This window comes from Acetobacter farinalis (assembly GCF_011516935.1).
GTDB classification, from domain to species: Bacteria; Pseudomonadota; Alphaproteobacteria; order Acetobacterales; family Acetobacteraceae; genus Acetobacter; species Acetobacter farinalis.
Genome location: NZ_WOTF01000010.1, coordinates 1 through 15,545, shown reverse-complemented (window position 1 = coordinate 15,545; position 15,545 = coordinate 1). Strand labels below are relative to the sequence as shown.

Sequence of the window (15,545 nt, the reverse complement as noted above, 5' to 3'; positions counted from 1 at the left end):
CTGAAAAAGCGCCCTGGCCTGCCCGCAGCCGCAACGTAATCCGGGTTTCAAAGCGGTTTGGACATCGTTGATGTCTTATTAACGAGAATTCTCTTAATAATTGAGAAAAAGTCTTTTGACTTTTCTTAACGTAAGGTTACATCATTGTAACACCGGTAAGCTTAGTAAATTTCAAATCTTTTAATCAGGAGCATCTCTATGCGTATCCTTTCTGACTCCGAACTGACCGATGTTTCCGGCGGCGGTGCATCCCTCATCCCCCCCACCCTTGCCGGTCTTGCTGCTCTGGCAGGCAACACGATCATCGGGATCGATAACACCCTCAACAGCTTTCAGGATGCCATCGCTCCCATCGGCGTGGTTCTCACTGTCGTCACAGGCCCTGTTGTCGGAGCCCTGCACCAGTTCAATGATTTTGCAATCTACAAGGCTACACAAGGCCTGAATACTTTCGCACAGGCACTGGGCGGCACCATCGCGCCGGATTACCATTACGAAAATGAATGGATCAACGGCATCAACTGAAAAACCGCCTGAAAAGCCGGCCGCAAAACACTCCCGGTAAAGCGGCCGCTCCAGCTTGAAGTTGTTTGCAAACCTTCTTCAAACCTCAGGACATTTTTCCGCTTTCATAAAAAACATAGGCTGTTTCAAAATACTGTGTGCAAAACGGATGAGCCTTGACCAGGGCGGGAGACGTGCGCCCGCACATCTCTCCCGGCTTGAAAACAAACTGTTCTGCCACATGATTTTGTATACAGCCTAAAAAACAAGGATAACACGATGGCGTATACTGCATTGACTCTTACAGAAGAACAGCTTGAGAAGCTCCGGACTGACACTGATAACGGCACGACCAACGCGCTCAAGGGTTATCAGGATATGATTTCCTTTATTGCCGAGGCCGAAAGCAAAGGCACCAACACCCTCAGCCCGGACAGTTCCTTCTGGTACCAGCAGGCCATTACCGTCAATGGTAATGACATGACAAGCTTCGGCAACATCTTCATTCATGCTGCCACAGCCTACGGGTCACACTGGGATGGTGGGTCTGTAAACTTTCAGCCTCTGTCAGACTCCATTGGGGAATCTGTTATTCAGGACACGCTGAAGTCCGGCTCCCTGCAGCAGATCAACACCATGCTGCATGATGATATCGAGGCTTCTCTAAACATCGGGCACATGACACTGGGCGGCTGGGGCGGTTCCTTTTATTACTGGAACACGCCGTATGACGGAAAAGTGACAGTCGGCCAGCAGATTCTGGCAAACCCGCAGGAATATGACAAGTTCGTCGCCACCACGGCCAATGCCCTGTGCGTGACCGGAAACCAGGTGATCGAACAGCTTGGCCTGTCCGTTCAGTCCGGTTCTCTTCCTGTTCTGATCGACAATTTTGTCAATGCTCTGAGCGTGGGCGTGCCGACACTCCTCAACTCCTCCGCCCCCCTCAACGTCAAGGCCGACATTATTGCCCGCGCAGTGGATGTTGAATTCTTTGGCGGCAGCGCGGCAGGAAACCCGAACATGATTGACGGGTATATCTATATGGGGAAAGACCTGTTCGGTCACAGCCAGTGGGTTCCCACGCTGGGTGTCGTGACCTCACCTGTGCATCTTTCCCTCAAGGATGGCTGGATTTCCGACCAGCTTGATGACCTGCGTGCCACGCGCATTGCCCAGCAGGACACCCGTTCAGGTGATGCTCCCACCAATATCTATGAAGCCATCGCACAGGCCACGCACAGCCTGATCCCGGTTCCGTCTGAACTCCAGAAGCCTGACGGAACGTATATTGAACTGCCGGACCAGCCGTATCCGCAGCCTTTCAACCCCGGCAAGGACGCCAACGATCAGAACTCTCTGGTAAATGGCGTGCTCTCCAAGCTTCAGTCACCGCAGCTTAATGCTGCCAATGTCGCCACAGATTTCCTCGCCGCTTCTGCTCCGCAGGGATCTGCCCCGGCTGCAATGGCTGCTCTGGAAAAATCTGTTGAGTGGGCCGCACCTTCCACTCAGCCTGAAACACAGATGGTTGCAGCCGCTGGCGTTCTGGACACACAGTCCGCCCGTCACACCCCGCTGCCCACCGAACATCAGGGCCTGTTCAGCCAGGCTGCCTGAGTGTAGCAACACCGCGGCCTCTAAAAGCCGCGTACACAAAAATGCCGTGCCCTTTTACGGGGGCACGGCATTTTCATATCTAGCCCGGCATTGAGGCCAGGTTCCTCTCTACCGCAGAGCACGGCAGGTGCGGTGTTACCCGGCCATTGTCCGATCAACCGCAAGCCCGGCTGAAGCCTGACAGATGGGCATCATTTCCACATGGTTGATGTTCACATGCGCAGGCTGCGCCAGCACCCAGGCCACGGTTTCCGCAATATCTTCAGGCAGCAGCGGCTTTGTGCCTTTATAAACGGCATCAGCCTGCGCCTTGTCTCCCAGCCGCACCGCACTGAACTCACTGCCGCCGCACAGACCCGGCGCAATGGTGGTGGCCCGCACCTGCTTGCCCAGCAGGTCACTCCGCAGGTTCTGCATGAACTGGTCAACAAACGCCTTGGTCGCCCCATACACATTGGCACCCGGATAGGGATACGTGCCCGCCGTGCTGCCCAGTGACACCACATGTCCTTTATTGCGGGCCACCATCCCCGGCAGCAGCATACGGGTAATTTCCACAAGGCCCGTCACATTGGTGGCAATCATCCGTTCCCAGTCGGAAAGTCTGGCCTCCCACGCCTTGTCTAGACCAAGGGCCAGACCGGCATTGTTCACCAGCACATCCACCTCCTGCCAGCCTTCCGGCAGGGAGCCGGGCAGCGCCTGCACGGCGGCAAGATCCGTCACATCAAGCCGGAACGGCAGCAGCGCGGGGCCAGCCTCCTGCGCCAGCGCGTCCAGCCGCTCCTGCCTGCGCCCTGTGGCAATCACGCGGTAGCCATCCTTCACCAGCCGCAACGCAATGGCATGGCCAAACCCCGCTGTGGCACCGGTGACCAGAACTGTCTTGAGGGCATATGTCATTGTCTCTTCTCCATTGCGACGCTGAACGTGCCTTATCATGCGCCAAAAAAGCGCAGGCTGTCACGGGCTGGCTTACCTGCTCCCTCAGTCCTTCGGCTTCCCCAGAGACGCTGGCCACGGCCCGCGAGAACACTCGCACTGCGCCCAGATCTCCAGCAGTGCCTGCCCCAACTCTTCATCCGAGACTGAAAGCGGCACATCCAGATTTTTCTGGGGAAACTTCACCTCTGGCCATCCGGAATGCCCACCACCATGGGAACGACGCAAAGCATATATCGTCACAAAATCATCCACACGATAATGCCAGTTTGAGGAAACCATATCATCCTTCTTCCACATCGCCTCGATCGTCTTGAAGCCGTAGGCCTGCCGCATTTCCTCATCAAAGGCCCGACGCCGCAGATTGGAGGCTTCTTCCATAGGAAGAATATTCTCCCAACCCAGACTCTTTTCGCCGGGCTGATTAAAATACTCACTACTCAACAACGCCTTCCTGAAATTCTCTCCCAGCCAGAGCGGTGTTGCCGCTTCAACAGACGCATGCGCGCACCAGCCGGTGCGGGAAAAATAGGACCCTCTCCAGACTTCAAGAGAGACAATCGCAACAAATTTTGGAGTTCGACGAAATTCAGCTTTTTTTACGATACATCGCCTTAATCTGTTCCGGCGTTAACGGCGGCGGAGAAAACATCACGAAACCTCATCAAACTGTATGGTCAGCGGTTTTAAGGAAACGCCTGTAGCGAGTTCATAAGCTGCTATTTTTTCATCGGCTGCGTGATATGCCTGACAAATCTGTGTCCATACCGCATACCCTTTTGAGATGGTCCGTCATACAGGAACCGCCAAGGTATTAAGGCGCTTATTATCCCACCGCGCGTCCCCTGCCCGCCCTTACGGACTCAGCACATAGAACAGTCCCGCCGCCATGAGGATCGTAACCGGCAGGGTCGCAACCCACGCCAGCATAATGCGCGCGACCATGCTCCCCTGCACCCCGCTGCCAGCCCCCATCATGCTGCCTGCAATACCAGCGGTAATGATGTGTGTAGTGCTCACCGGCAGGCCAGTGTAGCCCGCCGTCAAAATCAGACCAGCCCCCACCAGTTCTGCCGAAGCGCCCTGCGCGGGAGTTAAATGCGTGCGGCCAATTTTCTCGCCCAATGTGCGCACAACGCGCTGATACCCGATCATGGTGCCAAAGCTGAGGCACAGGGCGCTGAGCAGCCGCACCCACCAGGGGGCAAATTCCACCACAGGCTGCACATGCTTTCGCAGGGTTTTCGCACTGGCCCGATCTACCGCCGGAGTGCTGGCGTTATAGTCCACCTGCTTCAGCCCGGCCAGAATTTCAAACACATCAGCCCGCAGCGCCATCAATGGGCGTGTTCCCACCACTGGCTCGTTCTGTGCCCCGCCCTGCGCAGCAGCCACAAGCGCCTCGGCCTTCAGGCGAGCCGCCGCAGCCAGAGCCTCCGGGCGCAGGCCGTCATGATCATAGCGGGTCAACAGAGTTTCAATCTGCGCAGCCTCCGCTACGGGCAGTGGCAGGCGGTGCGCTTCCTGCGGGTTCAGCGCATAAAGGGCTGGCAGCAGCCCCACCACAGTCAGCATGATCAGGCCGATACTTTTCTGCCCGTCATTATTGCCATGTGAAAAACTGACCCCACTGCAACTGGCCACCAGCAGCCAGCGCACCCAGCCCCGGGGCGGAGCCTCCCCTTTCGGGGGCTGATACAGGGCCGCATCCTTCACCATCGCCCGCAGGGCCAGATAGAACAGCCACGCCCCCACCATTCCCAGCAGGGGCGAGACAGCCAGCGCTTCCAGCACCTTGAACACCTGATGCCAGTCCACCCCCTCGCTCAGACTGCGTGTGTGCACAAGGGAGTCCCCCACAGCCACCCCCACAATCGCGCCAATCATGCAGTGCGAGCTGGAATTGGGAATCCCGGCCCACCATGTCAGCAGGTTCCATGTCAGCGCGGATCCAAACAGGGAGAGCAGCATAACCACGGCGGGCATGCCATCAGGCGGAGAGAGCACATCCGCCGGCAGCAGTTCCACCATGGCGTACGCCACACTCAGCCCTCCGGCCAACACCCCCAGAAAATTCATCAGGCTGGACAGCAGCACCGCCTGACCCGCCCGCAGGGAGCGGGTGTAAATCACCGTGGCGACCGCATTGGCGGTATCATGAAACCCGTTCACGACTTCGAATACACACACCAGAACGCCGCAGAACAGCAGGGCCATGATGGAAAACGGCGAATCAGGTGTGACATGCAGCATGAGAAAACGGACAGTCCTTCTTTTGTGCCGCCCGTTGATAGAGGAAGAAGAACAGGTTTTTAATCTGTTAATTCTATTTTTTACGACAAAGGCAGCCGCCGCACCTCGGCAACCCGCCTTATTCCGCCTTCCGGCGCACTTTCGGGGGCACGTTGGGCGTGCGCTCCGCCGCCATTTTTGCGCTCTCCGAAGTGGCCTGCGTCAGAATCCGGCGCTCACCGGGCCGGAGCAGATCCGCCAGCGTGCGGTTATCCAGCACAGCCATGAACGCGCCCAGCGCTTCCCCCAGCACACCCCGCAGCGTGCAGGCCCGCGCCAGAAGGCAGTCCTCACCCGCACGTCCGCTCTCTTTTCCGGGTTCGGTCATGCAGCCCACCAGAGCCATATCGTCTTCCGTGTGGCGCACCACATCACCCAGACATATCTGCTCTGCGGGGCGAGCAAGCATCAGCCCGCCATTGCGACCTCGCAACGTATCCACAAAGCCGCCACGACCCAGATGGTGGATAACTTTCACCAGATGATTCTCTGAAATACCATACACTTGCGCCACTTCATGAATAGACACACGCCACCCGGAATGCACCCCAAGATAGAGGAGTGTTCGCAGGGCATAATCGGAGTGAAGAGTAAGGCGCATCCCAAACAGGTACCATATTGACAGGTTTTCTTCCAGCGCCGATAAGATGTATGTAATTTACATCTTATAACGCATTCCTAAATGCAGGAGACCACATCATGGTCGCACTTCTCGACGATAAAACCCGCGCCCTCGTCACAGCTTGCGTGCCCGCTCTGGAAGCACACGGTGTGGACATCACCAGCGAGATGTACAAACGCCTGCTGGCAGACCCGGCCATCAGCGCTCTTTTCAATACCTCGCACCAGAAAAACGGAACCCAGCCCACCGCCCTCGCGCTGGCCGTGCTGGCCTATGCCCGCAACATCAATTCCCTCGACAAGCTGGGCACCATGGTGGAACGCATTGCTGAAAAGCATGTGGGCCTGAACATTCTGCCCGAACATTACCCGCATGTGGGCCGCGCCCTGCTGGGGGCCATTGCCCATGTGCTGGGTGATGCCGCCACCCCCGAAATCATGGATGCATGGGCCAAGGCTTACGGATTTCTGGCGGATGTGCTGATCAACCGGGAAAGCCAGATTTACGAAGCACATGAAGCCGCCCCTGGTGGCTGGGCTGGCTGGCGCTCCTTTACCATCCGCGCCCGCACACAGGAGAGCGAGACCGTAACCTCGTTCGATCTGGTCCCCACAGACGGTAAACCCGTGATGGCGCATGTGCCGGGGCAGTATCTCAGCTTCAACATCACCGTGCCGGGGCATGGCAGCCAGCGCCGCAATTACAGCATTTCCTCCGCACCCAACGGCCACAGCTATCGTATCAGCGTGCGCCGGGCCGATGGCGGCGTTGTCTCCCCCTGGCTGCATGACAGCGCACAGGTGGGCACGGAACTTCTCGTGTCCGCCCCTGCCGGATCTTTCACCCTGCCCACACCGCAGCCCGCCAGTGTCGTGCTGCTGAGCGCTGGCGTGGGCCTCACCCCGTTTATCGCCATGCTGGATGCCTGCGCGAGCAATGCTGGTGCGCCGCTGCACTTCATCCACGGCACGCACAACCCGCAGACCGAAGCCTTCGGCCCGCTGGTGCGTGATCTTGCCGCCAAAGGTCGGGTCAAGGCGGATATCTTCTACACCGGCATCCCGGCTGATGCCGCTGCCAGCCACAGCGCCCCCGGCACCACCGCCCATACGGGGCACATCACGCCGGAATGGCTCAGGGCCAATACCGCCGTTGGTGCGCTCTATTATATCTGCGGCCCGGACGCCTTCATGCAGGAGATGATCACCGGTCTGCGCGCTGCGGGCGTTCCGGAAGACCGCCTGCGGCATGAAGTGTTTGGCCCCGCCACCACGCTGGAAGACGCCCTGCACGCAGCCTGAGCGTTCCTCTTTCTACTCCACGGAGTTGCTCCCTATGTCCGCACATTCAGATGCAATGGCGTCCGCACACAGCTGTGCGGACATTCAGGTCCGCCGTATTTACGAAGCCCCCTCTCCCGAGGATGGTGCCCGCGTGCTGGTGGACCGCCTGTGGCCGCGCGGCGTGAGCAAGGAGCGCGCGGCTCTGGACCTGTGGCTGAAGGACATCGCGCCCTCCACGGAGTTGCGTCAGTGGTTCGGGCATGAACCGGCTCGTTGGACCGGCTTCCGCGAGCGTTACAGGGCGGAACTGGAGGCCAACCCCGCCTGCGTGGCCCAGCTTGAAACGCTCGCCCGCAAAGGCCGCCTGACCCTGCTGTTCGGGGCCAGAGACACGGAACAGAACGAGGCCGTGGTGCTGGCCGAGTATCTGCAGGACCGGCTGAAACACACCCCGCACTCTCCCAACACCTGATCCTGCACAGGCTCCCCTCCGGCCCATACACCGCACCGGGCCGGAGGGAGCCTTTCAGCACAGCGGAACAGAACAAACCGGGAAACGTGAAAAGAGTGCGCGCTGCATCTGCGTTCCAGAAAACTATCCACAGAGTTTTCCCACAGTCTTTCCCCGCTTTCTGTGGATAAGAAGACTCCGCACCTCAGAAACAGGCCCTTTATAAGTGGCAGTTTTCCGGGCCTTAGGGCTTTTTTTACATTTTTATGATTGACACATCCGAACACTCCGCCGCCTGAACGAGTCGGAAAAAGTACGAATCATCCACACCACGCGAACTCTGGCAGTCCTTGCCGGCACTCCGGCACCCTGTTGCCGTACGACATCTGCCTTGGCACAGTGGCGGGCCTATTTCAGCCTTACCGCGCCCTGAATCGCGTTCCGGCCGGTCTACCCGCCCGGAAGACACCCAGAGGACAGCAGACACTCCATGCATTTTATCCTGACCTTTTCATGCCCCGACCAACCCGGCATTGTGGCCGCTGTTGCCACCGCCCTGGCGCAGAAGGGTGCGGATATTCTGGAAACCCACCAGTTCAGTGACCACGCAACCCGACAGTTGTTCATGCGGCTGGCCTTCACGGCTCCCGCCCCCGGGGGTGTGGAGGAACTCAAGGCGTGTCTCGCCCCGGTAGCCACAAAATTCAGCATGACCATGCGGCTGCATGACGCCGCTGTGCTGCCACGCCTGATTCTCATGGTCTCCCGGTTTGATCACGCCCTGCTCAACCTGCTCTATCAGGTGCGGGTCAACTGGCTGCGGGCGGAGATTGTGGCCATTGTCTCCAACCATCAAGACAGCGCCGCCACCGCCGCGCAGGCGGGCATCCCCTATTATTACTGGCCCGTAAACAAGGACAACAAGGCCGAACAGGAAGAACGCCTGAGCGCCCTTGTTACCGAAACGCAGGCGGACCTCATTGTGCTGGCCCGCTACATGCAGGTGCTCTCCGATGCCTTTTCCACCGCGATGAGCGGCCGCATCATCAACATCCACCATTCCTTCCTGCCCTCCTTCAAAGGGGCACGGCCTTATCATCAGGCCTACGAGCGCGGCGTAAAGCTGATAGGCGCCACAGCCCACTATGTGACGGCGGATCTGGATGAAGGCCCGATTATCGAGCAGGAAACCGCCCGTGTCACGCACAGTCTTTCCGCGGAAGATTATGTGGCTGCAGGCCGCACTATTGAATCCCAGGTACTGGCCCGCGCCGTCAAACTCCATGTGGAACAGCGCGTGATGCTGAACGGCCACCGCACGATTGTTTTTTCCTGACCCCAGCGCGTTCTGAAAAGAGGCCCCACCCCATGTCAGACCACACGCCTGAACCGGACCAGACACCAGCGCTCACACCCGCCGGAGAAGCCGAACGTTCTGAAAGCCGCTTTTCTGTCAATTGGTTTTACTGCCTGCGTTGCCTGCTGGCTCAGGCAACCTTATGCCCGCTTGGGCTGACAGTCCTGTTTCTGAGCGGCGCAGAGAAACCTGCTCCCCTGCATGGTTCCCTCCTGCTGTTTGGGTTCATGGCGATTGTGCTCGCCCCACCGCTGGAAACTTTTCTTTTCTTCTATCTGCCGTATCGATTTTTCCGGCTGTTCATCAAAAACCAGACATGGTTGTGGGGCGTTTCCTTTGCCGTCACCACCATCCTGTTCATCATGGATCACCATGGCCGGATTGGAAACAGCTTCCAGCGGAACTGGCCCGCGGCCATTAATGTCGGGCTGATAAGCGCAGTCTGCTTTTTTGCGTGCTTTTATCTGACCAGCAAATCCCGGCGTGGCAGCCCGTTCTGGACCACGGCAACCTGCCACGCCCTCTATAATAGCGGCGTGACTGCCGCCGTTGCCATACAGGCCGCCCTCGCCCCGTAACGAAAGCCCGGCTTACGCATGGCCTCCGTCACGGCAGGGACTTCTTCTTAAAGCTTCACTTCGCTCTTCGGGGCCTGAACTACCATTCCCAGTTCGCTCAGGTCCGGAAGGTTCCGGATCGGTTCAGGCAGCTTGGGTTCACCCATAACCGCTGTAATCACAGACACTTCCGGCAGGATCAGCTTCGGTTCGTGCGGCTGATGCCCCCCCTGAACCGCCGTAATCACATGCACGTCCGGCCCAGTCAGCGGCGGCTCGGGCAGTTGATGACCACCACCATGAACCACCGTAATCACATGCACTTTCGGCTCAACCAGCTTCGGCTCGGGCGGCTGAAGATCACCACCAAGAACCGCCGTAATCACACGTCCTTCCTGAAAAGGGCTGTGGCCTGCATGGTTACCCAGAGCATGATGAAACGCATCAGCATGTCCCGCACCAGTATCGGGAGAATTCGGCAGGGAAAGAGGCGAAACAGATGTAGCCGTCATGATGTGCATCCTTGAGTTTTCTGGAATAGCGCATAAAAAATAGTAAACGCGCTGTATAAGAGGCACGCCGCCAAACGAGGCGTCAACAAATACAAGAGCTTTCCAGCCTGATTTCATAGAGTTGTAAAAATACTTCTTTTCTACCACCACAATTCTTTAACAATAACGTCATATTTCCCTGGAAAATGAATGTTAGAACGCGCCAAAACCGCATTTTCCAGACTCGCATCCAGTGTTCAGACACGCGCCTGACACGACCGTTCCTATGGAGAGCTTCATTTGACGCAGCAAATCTTCCCCGACCATATGAAAAGCTGGATTGCCGAAAATCTGGCGCAGGGATGTAGCACGCAGCAAATCAAAACCTATCTGCTCAACACCGCGTATCCGGAAGATCTGGTAGATCAAGAAATTCTAGCGGCCTCCACCAGCCCCTATCTGCCAGCGGTGCGTGCGTATTCCAGACTCCTCAAAAGGCGCGACTCGCTTTTAAAAACACTTGATTTTTACTGGAATCTAAATTCTGATCATAAAGAACTTATACGCAAACCCCTTCCTTTTTATGCAGATTTCATAAAAGACTATCTTTCGCAAAATCGTCCGGGCCTGTTTTCGGGGGCATTTGAACATTGGCCCGCACGAGGCTGGACTCCCAAACTGCTTGAAGAAAAAATCGGTCCAGACACGCAGGTTCCTGTGCAGTCCGGGCGCAACTCTGACCCGAATTATGATGAAAACAACCCGCAACACGGGGCCATGATGGCCTGCCGGGATTTTATCTCACTTGTGGAAAACTCGGTCGGGAATGATGTGTATCTGACAGCCGTGAACTTCGCGCTGGATAAACCGGAATTCGGCTTCGTGCGGGAGGATATCGGCTCGATCGGGGACGGATACATCACTCCCACCCCTGTTCCCAAATCCATTTTTCTATGGATGGGCCCTGCCGGTGTGGTCACCAGCATGCATCAGGACCTGAACCATATCCTATTTTGTCAGATATACGGCCGTAAAACCTTCAGGCTCTATCCGGCCATTCAGGTGCCCTACATGTACAACCATCGCGTGGTTTACAGCCCGGTCAACCCGGTTCAGCCGGATCTGGAACGCCACCCGCTGTTTGAAAACGCCAACGGGATCGAAATTACAGTGGAAGCGGGTGACATGCTCTACATCCCCATTGGCTGGTGGCATCACGTTGTGGGGGAAACCGCCAGTATCAGTGTCAGCCTGACCGATCTTGTCGACATGCCAAACCATTTTGTGGATTATCCCTACAACGTGTTTTCCGGAGTAGAACCAGTCGAAAGCTGACCCTCTTTCAGCAGACCGACTCCCTGCGGCGCTCCGGCTCCCCTGCGTGGATGCGCCCCAGAAACCTCTCAAACCGTACTGTAGCACTGCTAGCCGGAAAGCCCCGTCCCGCGCCGTGCAACTTGCTTTTCTGTGCCGTTACAACGGTTTTTCACACGCCCGCCACTGCATCCAGCCATAGGCTGCCAGCACCACAAAGGCTGCATAAAGGCCTGCTGTCAGGTCAAGACCACGCACCAGAAACAAGCCGGTATAGAGCACATCAACGCCCAGCCAGACCAGCCAACAGGCCAGATAACGGCGAGCCATCCACACCTGCCCCAGAATGCTGAAGGCGCTGAGCAGAGCGTCCATCAAAGGGTTCGGATCATCCGTCCAGCGTTGCAGGCCAACCCCCAGCAGCACCCCGGCGGCCCCACTCAGCATCACGCCCCGCACCATCACACCACGCGGGGGGGTAAGAACCTGCACCGTGCCCGCATCCCGCACACCGCGCAGCCAGTTCCACCAACCATACCCAGAAAGGCCTGCAAACACGCCCTGCAACGCCGTATCCGCATATAAATGCGCCCGCCAGAACACCGCGCCATACAGAACGGACGCCACCAGCATCACCGGCCAGCATAGCACTGTTCTCCGGCCCGTAAGCCAGACCCCCGCCGCGCTGAACAGCACAGCAGCCAGCTCCAGCAGGCTCATGGCGCGGCTGGAACGCGGGCCAGCGCGGTGGGCAGCCAGTCCAGCAGCTCTCGCCCTTCAGGGCTGGCAAACCAGCGGGCGTGGCCCAGCAGATACTCCGTATAGGCCACCTCCGCCGAAGCCGCATCCTTCAGCAGTGTGCCGAAATACGCCACTTCCGAAAAGGCAAACTCCACATGCACAAGAGGCAGCAGCGCCACCAGCAGGGCGCGTTCCGCCACACTGAGCGGGCGCACACTCTGGTAGCCTTCCAGCAGCACCTGCATCTGCCGATACACCGCCACGCCACGGTTCGGCAGGTTCAGCCAGTTCACGCCACTCCGCTCCAGCGCCACGGCCAGATCAAACACCGCACAGGTGCGGTCCGCCATGCCAAAATCCAGAATACTGGTAATGGCAGCGTCATACCCCGGTGCCCAGAGCAGGTTGGAGCCATGCCAGTCTCCATGCCCCCAGCAGGGTTTTACCTCCGGCAGCAGGGGGCGCAGTTTTGCGTGAAATGGCTCCAGAACCGTGCGAACATCCTGCTCCCATGGACGCCCTGCCAGTTGGGCCGCCAACCCCGGCTGCCGGGTTATCCAGACCTGTAACGCCGGCAGCAGCTCGGGCTGCCCCACCGCCACCATGCTGGACACCAGCGGGCAGTTCTCTCCCCGCGCGGGAGCCGTAAAGCCTTCCGCCGCCCTGTGCAGCCGGGCAAGTTCCGCCCCCGCTGCCCGCGCATGGCCTGCGGACTGATAAGGCTGCCAGGACATGGTATCCCGATACAGGTCCTCCCCATGAGCAGGCAGAAAAACCTCATAGGTCCACGGACCTTGCGTGAGGGCCGTAGCGCCGGTGCTGGTAGCCAGCACCGTGCTGGCTGGAATATCCCGCTCGCGCAGATGCTGCATGAAGGCATGTTCCACCTCCAGCGCCGCCACATTGCGCACGTGAACATGATGCCGCTTGATCACAACTGTTTTCGGACCAGCCCCTTGCAACAGCACAATCCCCGCGGCGGAAAAAGGCCGCATGCTGTGCCAGAGAATGGCCGTTGCCGGTGGCAGGGACGTATAGTGCGCCAGCACCGCCGCCACTTCCGCCTCTGTCAGGGGAGGCCAGTCACGCTTGTCCTGCACACCGTGTACGCCAAACTGGCCGGGCCGGTCCGCCGGGGCGTAGGCTGGGGCGGCACCATGAAGGCCGTGCGAACCAAAGCTGCTCATCCCGCTCAAAACCCCGTGGAAGCGGTAAACAGGGCCGCAAAGCCACCCCCCACGTAATAGTCCGGCGCACTGCCGGAAAGGGTTGAGCCATAACGGCCTGTGGTGTCCTTTGCGTTCAGCGTCGGGTCCGCCACGCCGGAGAGGTAATGCTGGTTACTGATATTGATGAAATTCATGCGAAACTCCGGTTTATGCAGCATGGCCACATCGGAAAGCCGGTAGCCCACGGCCAGATTGCCCGTTACATGATCGGACATCCGTTCATCATTCATAAACGTGGCATATTGATGCCCGGTATAATGCAGCGCCGCCACACCGAAGAAATGCCCGTCATCATAGGTCAGAGCAGCAGCGGCCTGAAGGGTGGGGCTGCGCACGGCGGTCTTGCCGCGTGTGGGCAGAAGATCACCACTGGCGGCAATGTCATTATCAATCGTGGCGTGCAGATACTCCCCGGACACATATGGGCTGAAATGATGCCACGGGCGCAGGCCGAATTCCACATCCACCCCCCGGCTGGTCTGACCGCCCGCGTTCAGGGTGGATTGCACGAAGGAGCCGTTTTCTGAAATAAGCGTTGCCACCTGTCTGTTTGTAAAATTGTAGTTGAACAGGGTCACGCTTCCCACAAACCGGTCATCCGTATACCGGTAGCCCAGCTCTTCCGAGATGGAATATTCATTCTTCACATGCGCGGTACCCTTGCTTTCCAGTTGGCCGGATGTCGGGTCAAACACATCATACAGTGCAGTTTCAGCCGGAGTGCGGAAATTGGTCGTGGTATCAAAAAACACCTGATGGCGCGGCGCAATCTGGAAACGCGCCCCTATGCGCGGCAGCGGCACCGCGCTGCTGGTGTTGGCATGATACGCCGCACCAGGCATGGCGTTGGTGCCGGTGCGCGTCATCATCACCTCCTTAAACCCTGCCGTCAGCAAAAGCCTGTTATGCAACAGGGAAAGACGATCCCCCAAGAACAATGCATTTGTCTGTGTAATGGTGTGGTTACTGGTGCCTAGAAGGAGAGAGCCGTCCGAGAGATGAATACCCGTCCGCCCGCCATTCCCCCAGATATTGGCGGCATATCCATCATCAGACATCGGGGTGAACTGCTGCTTCTCGTTATCATCGGTATAGTCGTACCAGTAACCCAGAACCAGATCATTCACTCCGCGCTTCCACTCCAGCGCGGTGGTAAAGCCGGACCGTGCGCTGCGCTGCGTATAGTCCGCCCGCACTGTGGCCCAGCCCGCCTGCGTGCTGGGCAGTGTCAGTTCATCCGCCAGAGGTTGCGTGCCATTATACAGGCCGGATGTGGGGATTTGCGTACCCCCCGCCGCATTGCCGTAAGCCCCTTGCGCGTACGGTGTGGCTTTCAGAGTCAGTCCATGCGCCATGTGCACCTGTACCGGTGCGGCCAGATACAGGGTGCGTTCGGGCTGCCGATACAGCCGCCAGTAATCAGAGCCCCCAGCCGTATCAGTCACATCATATCGGGCAGCCAGATTGTTCGCGCCGTGAATACCATCCTGCGCCCAGCTTTCTTTTGAAACCTGAGGATAATAGCTGTCAATTGCCTGGTTCCATGACCCCAGAAGTGCCGCGCTGCTGCCGTGCCCCCAGTCTTTTTGCAGCTTGAAGTCCACATGCTGGCGTACATCCCGCCCCGGCCCGCGCCAGTTATCGGTCGCGCCGTGAGAATAAGACACAAACCCCCGCAGGCCGGTCTTGCCCAGTTCGCCACTGTCCAGACGGATAAATTCGCGATTGGTGTTGTAAGAGCCGTAAGAGACGTTCACCAGCCCCCCGGCCTTCTCTGGCGGAGTGCGGAAACGCAGGCTCATCAGGCCTCCCGCGGCGTTCAGAACCGGACTATCCAGATCGGCAGCCCCCTGCTGGAGGGCGATGCTGTCATAATTCTCGCTATCCGCAAACTGGCTGGGGTAACCTGTATAATAGGCAATATCATTCAGCGGCATGCCTTCCAGCACGTACCCAATGGCATCTCCATTCAGGCCGCGTACGGAAATATTGGTTTGCGGGGAAAACCCCAGCGGATCGGAGGAAGCCACATTAGAGCACGTCCACTTTATTCCGGCTCATATCCAGCGGCTGTAAAGAAGTTGGCGCATTCGTCAGGAGTGAAAGCATCCAGGACTGATCCGGCGGCATCCCACAAGGTTG

At 58.2% G+C, this 15,545-nt stretch carries 15 protein-coding genes; 7 read left to right on the top strand and 8 right to left on the bottom strand.

Annotated elements, in window-relative coordinates; all coding sequences use genetic code 11:
- The first annotated feature begins 198 nt into the window (after positions 1-198).
- A complete protein-coding gene (locus GOB82_RS09040) occupies positions 199-525 on the top strand; it encodes a hypothetical protein (RefSeq protein WP_166122301.1) in 327 nt (108 codons plus the stop codon).
- Positions 526-783: 258 nt separating this feature from the next.
- Entirely contained in the window at positions 784-2,124 is a 1,341-nt protein-coding gene (locus tag GOB82_RS09035; RefSeq protein ID WP_166122299.1) for a hypothetical protein, read from the top strand.
- 135 nt (positions 2,125-2,259) lie between these two features.
- On the opposite strand, the gene GOB82_RS09030 is transcribed toward GOB82_RS09035, so the two are convergent.
- From GOB82_RS09030 to GOB82_RS09015, 4 genes are all read right to left on the bottom strand, one after another.
- Positions 2,260-3,027, bottom strand: coding sequence for an SDR family NAD(P)-dependent oxidoreductase (locus tag GOB82_RS09030; protein WP_166122297.1), 768 nt, complete (start codon positions 3,025-3,027; stop codon positions 2,260-2,262).
- An 84-nt stretch (positions 3,028-3,111) separates the two neighbouring features.
- On the bottom strand, positions 3,112-3,537 hold the full coding sequence (locus GOB82_RS09025) for a contact-dependent growth inhibition system immunity protein (protein WP_265794542.1): 426 nt from the start codon (positions 3,535-3,537) through the stop codon (positions 3,112-3,114).
- Between the two features lie 384 nt (positions 3,538-3,921).
- Complete coding sequence (locus tag GOB82_RS09020) at positions 3,922-5,319, bottom strand: inorganic phosphate transporter (protein ID WP_166122293.1); 1,398 nt, start codon at positions 5,317-5,319, stop codon at positions 3,922-3,924.
- Positions 5,320-5,437: 118 nt separating this feature from the next.
- Complete coding sequence (locus GOB82_RS09015) at positions 5,438-5,959, bottom strand: RrF2 family transcriptional regulator (protein ID WP_166122291.1); 522 nt, start codon at positions 5,957-5,959, stop codon at positions 5,438-5,440.
- Between the two features lie 98 nt (positions 5,960-6,057).
- Between GOB82_RS09015 and hmpA the strand changes: the two genes are divergently transcribed.
- The 4 genes from hmpA to GOB82_RS08995 all read left to right on the top strand — a co-directional run bounded on the left by hmpA (position 6,058) and on the right by GOB82_RS08995 (position 9,649).
- Complete coding sequence (hmpA, locus tag GOB82_RS09010; protein WP_166122289.1) at positions 6,058-7,281, top strand: NO-inducible flavohemoprotein; 1,224 nt, start codon at positions 6,058-6,060, stop codon at positions 7,279-7,281.
- Positions 7,282-7,315: 34 nt separating this feature from the next.
- A complete protein-coding gene (locus tag GOB82_RS09005; protein ID WP_242007307.1) occupies positions 7,316-7,735 on the top strand; it encodes a DUF488 domain-containing protein in 420 nt (139 codons plus the stop codon).
- 469 nt (positions 7,736-8,204) lie between these two features.
- Positions 8,205-9,050 carry a formyltetrahydrofolate deformylase gene (gene purU, locus GOB82_RS09000; RefSeq protein ID WP_166122287.1) on the top strand — a complete coding sequence of 282 codons (846 nt, stop codon included), beginning with the start codon at positions 8,205-8,207 and terminating at the stop codon, positions 9,048-9,050.
- Between the two features lie 32 nt (positions 9,051-9,082).
- A complete protein-coding gene (locus GOB82_RS08995; protein ID WP_166122285.1) occupies positions 9,083-9,649 on the top strand; it encodes a hypothetical protein in 567 nt (188 codons plus the stop codon).
- A gap of 47 nt (positions 9,650-9,696) precedes the next feature.
- Here the strand turns inward: GOB82_RS08995 and GOB82_RS08990 are convergent, their stop codons facing one another.
- Entirely contained in the window at positions 9,697-10,140 is a 444-nt protein-coding gene (locus GOB82_RS08990) for a hypothetical protein (RefSeq protein ID WP_166122283.1), read from the bottom strand.
- 279 nt (positions 10,141-10,419) lie between these two features.
- On the opposite strand from GOB82_RS08990, the gene GOB82_RS08985 reads away from it, so the two are divergent.
- On the top strand, positions 10,420-11,454 hold the full coding sequence (locus GOB82_RS08985) for a cupin-like domain-containing protein (protein WP_166122281.1): 1,035 nt from the start codon (positions 10,420-10,422) through the stop codon (positions 11,452-11,454).
- Between the two features lie 138 nt (positions 11,455-11,592).
- Here the strand turns inward: GOB82_RS08985 and pnuC are convergent, their stop codons facing one another.
- The 3 genes from pnuC to GOB82_RS08970 are packed head-to-tail and all read right to left on the bottom strand — an operon-like array spanning position 11,593 to position 15,433.
- Positions 11,593-12,153 carry a nicotinamide riboside transporter PnuC gene (gene pnuC, locus GOB82_RS08980; RefSeq protein ID WP_166122279.1) on the bottom strand — a complete coding sequence of 187 codons (561 nt, stop codon included), beginning with the start codon at positions 12,151-12,153 and terminating at the stop codon, positions 11,593-11,595.
- Positions 12,150-13,361, bottom strand: a complete 1,212-nt coding sequence (locus tag GOB82_RS08975) for a phosphotransferase enzyme family protein (RefSeq protein ID WP_166122277.1) — start codon at positions 13,359-13,361, stop codon at positions 12,150-12,152. Before GOB82_RS08975 ends, pnuC begins: the two co-directional genes overlap by 4 nt.
- A 5-nt stretch (positions 13,362-13,366) precedes the next feature.
- Complete coding sequence (locus tag GOB82_RS08970) at positions 13,367-15,433, bottom strand: TonB-dependent receptor (protein ID WP_265794535.1); 2,067 nt, start codon at positions 15,431-15,433, stop codon at positions 13,367-13,369.
- Positions 15,434-15,545: the final 112 nt, after the last annotated feature.